General features: G+C 60.7%; 4 protein-coding genes. 1 reads left to right on the top strand and 3 read right to left on the bottom strand.

All coding sequences use genetic code 11. The features are described 5' to 3' along the window. The first annotated feature begins 93 nt into the window (after nucleotides 1–93). A complete protein-coding gene (locus PMI25_RS27710; RefSeq protein WP_024164456.1) occupies nucleotides 94–3,909 on the top strand; it encodes a hypothetical protein in 3,816 nt (1,271 codons plus the stop codon). Between the two features lie 46 nt (nucleotides 3,910–3,955). On the opposite strand, the gene PMI25_RS12695 is transcribed toward PMI25_RS27710, so the two are convergent. From PMI25_RS12695 to PMI25_RS12685, 3 genes are all read right to left on the bottom strand, one after another. Next, nucleotides 3,956–4,333, bottom strand: coding sequence for a DUF6124 family protein (locus PMI25_RS12695; protein WP_007969716.1), 378 nt, complete (start codon nucleotides 4,331–4,333; stop codon nucleotides 3,956–3,958). Between the two features lie 159 nt (nucleotides 4,334–4,492). Next, complete coding sequence (locus tag PMI25_RS12690) at nucleotides 4,493–4,864, bottom strand: DUF6124 family protein (protein WP_024164455.1); 372 nt, start codon at nucleotides 4,862–4,864, stop codon at nucleotides 4,493–4,495. A gap of 742 nt (nucleotides 4,865–5,606) precedes the next feature. Next, nucleotides 5,607–10,697, bottom strand: a 5,091-nt coding sequence (locus PMI25_RS12685) for a beta strand repeat-containing protein (RefSeq protein WP_024164454.1), incomplete at its 5' end; no start/stop codon positions are given.

The following is a 10,697-nucleotide window of genomic DNA, read 5'->3' as shown; positions in this document are numbered from 1 at the left end:
CGATACTCACCTGTCAGATCTGACAGTAGCCAAATCCCCCGTCTGATCGCTCAATCACTCCACCGCCCACACCGTTCGGCAGGAGTTCCCGTCATGCTCGTCCAACCCAAAAAGGCCATCGGCACACGCGCCCTGCTCGACCCCGAAATCCCCGGCGCCAAGTTGCTTCCGGACGGAAAGTGGGCCATCAACCGCGCCGCCGCACTGCTCAATTTTCCGGCTCTGGGCCTGAAGGTGCAGGTCCCGGTCTGGTCGAACAAAGATCTGGGCGACAAGGTCGAGCTGCTGCTCAACAACGTTCCGGTCGACCAGCAAACCGTTACCCAGCCGGCCGAGCAGACCCAGCGCACCACCCTGTTCGTCGCACCGGGCCGCTTTCAGACCGGCGCCTGGGAGCTGGCCTATCGGGTGACACGAGTCGCTCAACAGCCGGAGCCTTTTGCTCCGCCGCTCCAACTCGCGGTCAAACTGGAAATCCCCGCCGGCCAGGACACCAACCCAGAGCAGGGTCATTCCAACCTGCACATGGCTTTCAGGCCATCGGAAATTGTTCAGGACGGTGTCGACAAGGACACTGCCGACAAGGGGGTGGACATTGTGGTGAATGCCGTACCCGGCAGTGGCTCCAACCTGCCTTATCCCGAGATCGCCGTGGGCGACGTGATCATCGCGAGCTGGGGTGGCAAGCTGGTGGCGTCGGCGCCGGTCACTCAAGCGCAGATCGACGATCCGCTGAATAACCCGATCGTCATCCATATCAGTAAAGACATCATCCTGGCGGCGGGTGATTCCGGGAACGAAGGGCTGGCGGTGTCATTCCTGGTCAGAGACTTTGTCGACAACGACTCCGAGGACTGGTGCAAGGAAGCGCGCATTGTCGTCGACACCGGCAACTCGCGGCTGGATGCGCCGATTCTCAAACAGGCTGACGGCAACGAACTCGACCTCGACCAGTTAGGCAATGAACAATTGCTGCTCCAGGTCTTTGCTGCATCGTCCGACGACTTCAAACTCGGCGACATCATCATCATGCACTTGCAGGGCACCACCCTCGACGGCGACCCCGTGGCGGTCGACGCTCGCCAGCGCGTCGACAAAAATCCACCGCTTGTGGTCGAGGTGCCGATGGACAACGACGGTGCCCGGGCACTGGCAAAAACCCAGGGGGTGTTTTTCTTCGATCTGGAACGTGACGGCCGCATCATTCAACGCTCCAGAGGCCGCTTCATCAACATGAAGGGCGAACCCAAACGTCTGGCAGCCCCCATCGTCGAAAGCGCCGTAAGCGGTGCGCTGGATCCGGACCTGGCGAACGTGATCGTACGCTTCCCCTTCGATCCGCTGATTACCCCGGACAACGCCATCGAACTGCTCTGGAGCATCACCTTGGCGGACGGCACCGTTTTCGAACCCGAGCTGGACTGGATCTTTCCGACCCTGCAGGAGGCCAGTGACCCCGACGGCTTCATCGTCATCATTTCAGGCCCCGACTACCTGAAACCCGGCGAAGGCGGCACGCTGAAGGTGTCGTATAACCTGCTCAGCGAAGGCGAGAACGACGAGGTCATTCGCCGGCCTTCCCTGCCCGCCGCGCCGCTGAACATCGGCGACCCCAGGCTTGAGCTGGTTCCGCCCATCCTGCTCGGTGAACAGGACGGTGCGCTGGAACCCAAGGACCTGCCCAACGGCATCAGCGAAGTCACCTGCCCCAACCCGGTGAACAATCCGACCCTGCCCAAGGATGTGGTGCACTGGCAATTGCATGATGCGTCGAACAAGTTGCTGTTCGAAGACGACAAGACACTCAATGCCCTGAGCGCCGGCAAACCGGTGAAATTTCCGCTCAACGCCGCGTTTGTGCAGCAGTACTTTGAAGCCCGCCGCGGTGAACAGTTAAGTGTGCGCTACCACATCGTTCGGGATGCAACGGACAAGATCAGTTATTCGAATCCGTTGGTTTTTGTCGTCGGGGAAGTGGTGGAATTGGTACCACCAACTATTGACTCGGTGAAGGGTTTACCTGGCGAGGTGGAAATCCCGGATGGCGGTACGACCGTTGACACCACCGTCACGCTTAAAGGTAAAGGGGCCAAAGGTCAGAAAGTCCAGATCAAGGATGGCGCCGCCGTCAAAGGTATGGCTGACGTCGATCCACAGCGTGGTGACTGGGAGTTGGCGGTGACGGACTTGAGCCTGGGTGACCACCGTTTCACCGCCATCGCTCTGTATGGAAATGAGCAGGTATCGGATCCGTGGGTCGTGGTCGTGACCGAAAACGTCCCGCTGACCATCAGATCAATGAAAGACCAGAGCAACTGGGACATCCCCGATAATGGCTATACCGTGCACACCATTATCACACTCACCGGCTCCGCCCCTGCCGGCCAGAAGGTAGAAGTTTTCCTCGGTGCGATATCCAAAGGCATCGCGGAGGCTGGCTCCGACAGGATCTGGACCCACACCGTCAGCGGGTTAACGCTCAACGTGCTGCACACCCTCAAGGCCGTTGGCCAATACGCGAATAATCCGACGTCGAACCTCTGGCGTTTGACCGTGTTGAACGGCGTGGCGCCGACCATCACCGCCGCGCATGATTCCAACGGGCAGCCGATCATTAATGGTGGCAACACTGTTGACCGCACTGTTCATCTGACGGGGACGGCGAATACGTTTCTTGAGGTGGAGATTTACGACGGTGCCATCTCCACTGGCAAAAAGGTCAGGGCCAATGACAAAGGTGAATGGACGGTTGAGCTGACGGGGCTGTCGATCGCACGCCATGATTACAAGGCCAAGGCGTTGTATGGCACCGGGACGGAGTCGGGAGTGTGGGGGGTGAACGTGGTGGCAGCTGCTGCACCCACGATCACCTCGGTTCAAGACGAGAGCAAATGGGACATCCCCGATAACGGCTATACCGTGCACACCCGTATCACGCTTGAGGGCTTCGCGCCTGCCGGCCAGAAGGTGGAAGTTTTCCTCGGTACGATCTCCAAAGGCCTCGCGGAGGCTGGACCCGACACGATCTGGACACGAACCGTAAGCGGATTAGCGCTCAACGTGCTGCACACACTCAAGGCCGTTGGCCAATACCCGAACAACCCGACGTCTAACCTCTGGCGTTTGACCGTGTTGAATGGCGTGACGCCGGCCATCACCGCCGCGCATGATTCCAACGGGCAGCCGATCAGTAATGGTGGCAACACTGCTGACCGCACTGTTCATCTGACGGGGACGGCGAATACGTTTCTTGAGGTGGAGATTTACGACGGTGCCATCACCACTGGCCAAAAGGTCAGGGCCAATGACAAAGGTGAATGGACGGTTGAGCTGACGGGGCTGTCGATCGCACGACATGATTACAAGGCCAAGGCGTTGTATGGCAGCGGGACGGAGTCAGGAGTGTGGGCGTTGACTGTGGCCGCTCTCGTTGATCTCGTTGAAGACTTTAAGTCATATCCACAAGAAGGATATATCAAAAACCCAGGGGAATCCTTAGAGGGGATAAACACCAAAGTAACATTAAATACAAATATCGGAAGGTCGTACCAAGGCGTTTTGGTGACTTCGTCGAGCTCGCATTTACGGGGGGTTGCACATGAGTGGAATGGCTCATTCACACTTGCGTACTCCTTGGCACTGAAAGAAGGGTTTACCAAGAGCGCGACAATCTACGGCTTCTTTGCCGTAGTTGTTCCTATCCGCATCCAACTTGAGTTCCTACGGGAAAATGTTGTGGTGTCCACAATGTTGTATTACGAAGGTACAACTCCTGAAGGACCTGATGAACGGGACGTCGCACCGGACAATGGCCAAGAGTTCGATACACTCAAGTTCGTGACAACCGGGTATTTTGGGAATGAGGGTGTTCATTGGATTGACATTGTGAGGGTCACCTTCAAAAGCTAAACAGTTCCCGTGACCTTTCCAACAGGGGATCAGGGGACGAATTCATTTAATCCGTCCCCTGGCACGATTCCTTTGGCACGACTCTATCCAGCGCTTGATTCACTACCAACTCCCCGAGCATCACCACCTGCGCAATGCCCAACGCGGTATTGCGGCTCGGCCCCTCCAGCGTCCCGGCGAAATCGCCGAGCATCACCGTGGCCGAAGCCAGGGATTCGCAGGCGTTGGCCAGCAGGGACTCGGTGTCGGTTTGCGGGTTGACCAAGAACATGCTGCTGGGGGTGTAGGGCGTCGCCATGATTTGCGCGGGCGCGAGGTAGTGGTCGAGGGCGCGTTCGGCGGCTTCGTGGAGTTTTTTGGAGTTGCGGGATTCGTAGGGTGATACCGATTCTGTGATCGGCGGATTGGTTGGGGTTTCGGGCATCAGTTGGAACTCCGATCAAGGTACTTTGAAAGGATTACGACCTGTAGGAGCTGCCGCAGGCTCGGGCCGCGTTCGGACGATCTTTTGATCTTGATCTTGATCTTGAAAAACAAGATCAAAAGATCGCAGCCTGCGGCAGCTCCTACAGGGGACCGGTGATTAGTTCGGGATGCGACGGCCGTCCAGTACCCGGTTGACCATCAGTTCACTGAGCATGATCACCTGATGCAGCATCAGCATGGCCCGGCGCTGTGAGTGGTCGACGGTGTCGCCGATATCGCGGGCCATGTCGCTGGCGGCGGCCAGCGATTCACAGGCTTCGACAAGCAAAGTTTCTTCGTCCACGGTGGGGTCGATGAGGAAGATTCTGCTCGACTGGCGTGACGAGGCTGTAGGGATCGAAATCTTCAGTGCGCCGGGGTTGAGGTAGAAGTTGATGGCGCGGTCGGTTGCCGCTTTTATCTTCTGCGGGTCGAGCGCTGGGTCGTACGGGATCGAGGTGTTTGGGGGGTTGGGTGTGGCTTTGAACATAGATGAAGCTCCAATTTGAAAAATGGGAGCCATCACCCCTCGCTACCAAACGATGGGTGGCGGCCATGCGCGGGTTGGTAGACCGGTCGAATTGGCAAAACCCGGCGCTCACGAATGAGCCCCACGCATGACCACCATACAAAGCCGTTCTCAATAAGAGGCAGCATTTGGAGGTGTCGCAAGAACGACAATTCAAGACGGGCTACCAAACCCGATCACTGATTTTCAGTGACAGGCAAACGATATAGCCCGGCCCATAGCCGTGTAAGCCGGCGGATTCTGGTGGACGCGTAGGTAACGGCGCAAGGCGTTGTAGCCGTTATGGCGTAACGGTTTGTGTATTTTAAACGTGCTCATGCTAGTTACGTTTATGTGCAGAAAGTGGCCGAATAATTCACCCGCGATGTTGATGTTGTTTGCCAGGCCGCTATCGCCAGCAGGCTGGCTCCCACAGTTGGAATGGGTGCATCCAGTCGGGTATTGGTCGGCTCGCAGGCTGGCACACTCTCTGTAGGAGCTGTCGAGTGCAACGAGGCTGCGATCTTTTGATCTTGTTTGATGACGAGAAGAGCAACGGCAAAAGATCGCAGCCTGCGGCAGCTCCTACAGGGGATAGGGTGCATTCAGATGTGAAGCGGGCTTGCTCGCGAAGGCTGATTCGCCGGCAACACATTGCGTCAGGCAGAAAAAACCCGCCGCCCCGATCAACCGGAGCGGCGGGTTTTGTCGTTTCAGGCCTCGATCACACCGTGTCCACCTTCAGTGAATGATCATTGAGCATCCCGCTGATGATCGTCGCCGTGTCGTGCCCGCCGGCCACCACCCCACCCGCCCCCGGCGTCACGCCGTAGTGGCTGGCGAGGTTGACGCCGGCCAGGTCGATGGTCTGGTTCGGCGTGGCGCCGGCCAGGGCGCTGACGTCGATGCTGGTGAGCACCGAGGCGCCGCTGCCGGTGACGGTGAAGTGCAGGTAGTCGTCGAGCGACGCCGTGGTGCCGTTTTCACCTTGCAGCAGTTGCGACAGGTCGAGCTTGTCGGTGCCGGGGGTGAAGTCGGTGATGGTGTCGTGGCCGCTGTTGCCCTTCAGGTACTGGAAGGTGTCCGCGCCCGGGCCGCCGGTCAGGGTGTTGTTGCCTATGCCGCCGATCAGCAGGTCATCGCCGCCGCCACCGTTGAGGATGTCGTTGCCCAGGCCGCCGTTGATCACGTTGTTATTGTTGTCGCCGGTCAGGGTGTCGTTGAAGTTCGAGCCGACCAGGTTCTCGATGTTGCTGATCGTGTCGGTGCCGGCGCCGAGGGTGTTTTGCGCACCGAGCAGGCCGAGGTTGACCGTGACCCCGGCGGTGGCATGCGCATAGCTGACCGTGTCGATGCCGGTGCCGCCGTCGAGAATGTCATTGCCCGGGCCGCTGTAGAGCAAGTCGTTGCCCGCACCGCCGTGCATCTCGTTGTTGCCGGAACCGGCGGTGAGTACGTCGTTGCCGTCGCCGCCATTGAGGATGTTATTGCCGGTGCCCGCCACCAGAATGTCATCCCCGGCCGTGCCGGTGAGGGTGTGGCCATCCTGATAGGTGATGCTGACGTTGGCGGTGTCGCTGCCGCCATGGTTGTCATTGGCGGTGTAGGTGCCGTGGAAGTCCGGCGTCACGTCGTGGGCGCCGGCGTAGTTGACCGTCATGGTCAGTTGGTAGTTTTCCGCGGCCGTCGGATTGCTGCCGCTGGTGTTGCTGATGTTGGTCACGTGGATCTGGTAGGTGCCATCGGCGCCGGCGGTGATGGTGCCGCCATCGGCAATACTGACAAACGCCCCGCCGTTCACCGAGTATTCCATCGTGACGTGACCGGCCGCCAGATTGTGGTCCAGGTTCAGCGTCTCGCCCTGTTTCAGTTTGACGGTGATCAGGTCTTCATCGTTGGCATTGGCACTGGTCACCGCACCGAGGTAACCGCTGACCACCAGCACTGCGGTCATCGCGGCGGTGTTGGCGGCGAACGCGTTGCGCACGTCGGCCAAGGCCTGGTTGGCGGCGGTGTTGCCGGTGCCGGCGAAGTTGATTGCGCCGGTACCGGTGAAGTCCGCACCCTTGGCCGCCCAGCCAGTGTTGAAGGTGGTTGGCGAGGCGTTGAGCGGGTCGCCGTCCGGATCGGTGTCGTTGGCCAGCAACAGTTCGCCCGGCACCGTGACACTGCTCGACAGCACGTTGGTGATGACGTGGTCGTCCGTCGCCACCGGTGGCGAGTTGGGGATCACTTTCACCGTCAGCGTCGAGCTGGCGAGGTCGCCGTCGTTGTCGCTGAGGGTGAAGCCGATGTTCTCGGTGATCACCGTGGTCGTGGTTTTCTGCGAGGTGTAGCTGTAGTCACCGGTGTCGAGGTTGATCACCAGCGTGCCGCTGTTGTTGGTGGCGATGCTGATCGTGTTGTTCACGGTGTTGAACGTACCGTGGTTGGTGCCGCCGCTGGCGGTCAGCGAACCCTGGCCGCTGTTGGCGCGCGGGTCATAGGTGTAGGTGGTGCCGTCGACCACGATGGATTTGATGAAACCGCCATCGGCGCCGAACGTACCGCCCTCGCCCAGCAGCGAACCGGTGACCGGCGCACCTTCGACGGTGCCCGACAGCACCGAGTTGAGCTGATTGAGGTCGGTGACCACCACCGCGTTGGTGTTGGTGTGGCTGATGCCGTCATAGGCCAGCGGATCGAGGTTGGCGTTGCTCACGCCGCTGCCCAGACCGATGGCGTAGTTCTTGATGTTGTTGGCATCGAGGAAGTTTTTCAGCGCGGCTTCATCAGCGGCGTTGATGTCGCCTTCGTTGGGCTTGCCGTCGGAGAAGAAGTAGCCAACGTTCTGCGCCCCGGTGAGTTTGCCCGAGGTGTTGAACGCGGTCTGCATCACCGCCACGGCAGCGTCGTAGTTGGTACCGCCACCGGCGGTGAGGCCGGCGAGTATGGACTTGGCCGTCGCCACATCGACCCACACCGAAGTCCGGTCAGTGGCATTACTGCTGAAGGTGACGAGTTGTACCTTCACATCGCCGAGATCATCGTACTTGTCGAGCAAGGCACTGATGGCCTGCTTGGCCAGCGCCAGCCGTGACAGCCCCGGCACACCGGAGGCGTCGGCCATACTGCCGGAGATGTCGAGGACGATCAGCAGGTTGGAATCGATCTCCACCGCCGCCACCGAGCGATCCGACGCCACGGCTTTCGGCACGTCGTCGACGATGTTGACCACGATCGTGCTGGTGGTGCTGTTGCCCAGCGCATCGGTGGCCTTGTAGGTGAAACTTTCGCTCAGGGTGTTGGCGCCGTCGTTGGCGTTCGGCGTGGTTTTCGGCGCCGAGGTCAGGGTGTAGGTGTAAGTGCCATCGGCGTTGAGCTGGATCTGCCCGTAAGTGCCGGTGGCGCTGCCGACCAGGGTGTAGGTGAGCGCCCCGCTGCCGCCGGTAACCGCGCCGACCAGGGTGCCGGTGGCGGTTTCGCCGGTGTTGCTCGGGTCGCTGCCGGTGACGGTGCCGGGGGCCAGGTCCTGGCCGTCCTTGGTCAGGTCGAGGGCTTTTTCGTAGACCGTGACGTCCTGATCCACCGACGCCACCAGTTTGCTGTCGGCGACATTGATGGTGATGGTGGTGGTGCTTTCGTCGCCATCACCGTCGCGGATGGTGTAGGTGAAGGTGTCGGTGGCGCCCGGCGGGCTCACCGAGTTCGGGTTGCTGTGGTAGATGGCGTTGCCTGCCGCGTCGAGGGTCAGGTAACCGTAGGTGCCATTGATGTTGCTGTTGAGGCCGCCGATCGCCGAGGTCGCGGTGTTGCTGCCGGCGCGCACGCCGACCACTGCTCCGCCTGCCGCTGCGCCATCGGCGCCGGTGACGTCGTTGCCGAGCACGCTGAGGTTGACCGTACCGCCCTCCGCCACCGAGCCGGTGTCGGCCTTGGCGGTCGGCAGGTCATCGATGATGTTGACGTTGATCTGGCCGCTGGCAGTACTGCCATCGGTGTCCGTCGCGACCACGTTGAAATTTTCGGTGAGGCTGTTGGCGCCGTTGCCGGTCGGGTGGTTTTCGTTGTCCACCAGGGTGTAGCTGTAGCTGACCACGCCGGTCGCCGGGTTGTAACCGGTGATGGTGAACGTGCTGCCCAGCGGCGACACCACCGATTGCGGGAAGCCTGCGGCGACCCCGTTGGTCACGACGGCAATGCCACCGACGGTGAGGGTTTGCAGGCCATCAAGGGCTGTGACGGTGAAGGTACCGCTCTGGGTCAGCGCCGGGGTGTCCGGGCTGGTGCCGTCACTGAGGTTTTTCTCGTAGACGGTGAGTTCGCCGCCATTGACGTCGAGGCCGTTGAGCACCACCGGATCGTCGTTGTTGTGGATGTTCAGCACCAGGTTGGCGGTGCTGGTATCACCGTCGGCATCGGTGAGCGTGTAGGTGAATGTCTCGGTGCCGTTTCCACCGCCGTGCAGCGCTTTGAAGTCGGCGTCAGCCGGGTTGAGCGTGTAGGTGTAAGTGCCATTGGCGTTGAGCACCAGCGTGCCGTAAGTCCCGGTGAACGTACCGGCAGTGATCGGCCCGGCATTCGGACCGGTGGCGACCACGTCCGCGCCTTGCACGTCGTTAGTCAGCACGTTGCCGGTCAGGGTCAGCTGGGTTTCCGAGGCGCTGGTGGCGTTACTGTCGTTCATCGCCTTGGGCACGTCATCGACGATGCTGACGACGATGGTGCTGGTGACCACATTGCCCAGCGAGTCGGTCGCCTGATAGGTGAAGGTTTCAGTCAGGGTATTGGCCCCGTCGTCGGCATGCGGTGTGGTGGTCGCGGGCGAGGTCAGGGTGTAGGTGTAAGTGCCGTTGGGGTTGAGCACGATCTGCCCGTAGTTGCCGGTGGCACTGCCAACCAGCGCATAGCTGATGGCGCCGACCGCACCGGTGACCGAACCGACCAGCGTGCCGGACGCGGTTTCACCCGTATTGGTCGGGTCGCTGCCGGTGACCGTACCCGGGGCCAGATCGGCGCCGTCCTTGGTCAGGTCCAGGGCTTTTTCGTAGACGGTGACGTCGGTATCGCTGGTCGCATTCAGCTTGCTGTTGGCGACATCGATGGTGATGGTGGTGGTGCTTTCATCGCCATCGGAATCGCGCACGGTGTAGGTGAACACATCCACCGCGCCGGGGCCATTCACGGCATTGGGGTTGCTGTGATAGACCGCGTTGCCATTGGCATCGAGGGTCAGGTAACCGTAGGTGCCATTGATGTTGCTGTTGAGGCCGCCAATGGCCGAGGTCGAGGTGTCGGAGCCGGCGCGCACACCGACCACCGCGCCGGTCACGGCCGGGCCGTCGGCGCCGCCGATGTCATTGTCGAGCACGTTGCCGCTGACGGTGCCGCCCTCCGCCACTGACGCGGCATCGGCGTGCGCGCTCGGCAGGTCATCGATGATGTTGACGTTGATCTGGCCGCTGGCGGTGCTGCCGTCAGTGTCAGTCGCCACCACGTTGAAGTTCTCGGTGATGCTGTTGGCGCCGTTGCCGTTGGGATGGGTTTCGTTATCGACCAGGGTGTAGCTGTAGCTGACCACGCCAGTCGCCGCGTTGTAGCCGGTGATGGTCAGCGTGCTGCCCAACGGCGTGACGGTTGATTGCGGGAAGCCTGCGGCCACACCACCAGTGACGACGTTGATGCCGCCCACGGTCAGGGTTTGCAAACCGTCGAGGGCCGTTACCGTGAAGGTACCGCTCTGGGTCAGCGCCGGAGTATCGGGACTGGTGCCGTCGCTGAGGTTTTTCTCGTAGACAGTGAGTTCGCCGCCATTTACGTCGAGCCCGTTGATGAT

Origin of the sequence: Pseudomonas sp. GM30 (genome assembly GCF_000282275.2) — a bacterium.
Classification (GTDB): Bacteria; Pseudomonadota; Gammaproteobacteria; order Pseudomonadales; family Pseudomonadaceae; genus Aquipseudomonas.
The sequence above is the reverse complement of the archived record's forward strand: the minus strand, read 5'-3'. Positions and strand labels throughout refer to the sequence as shown.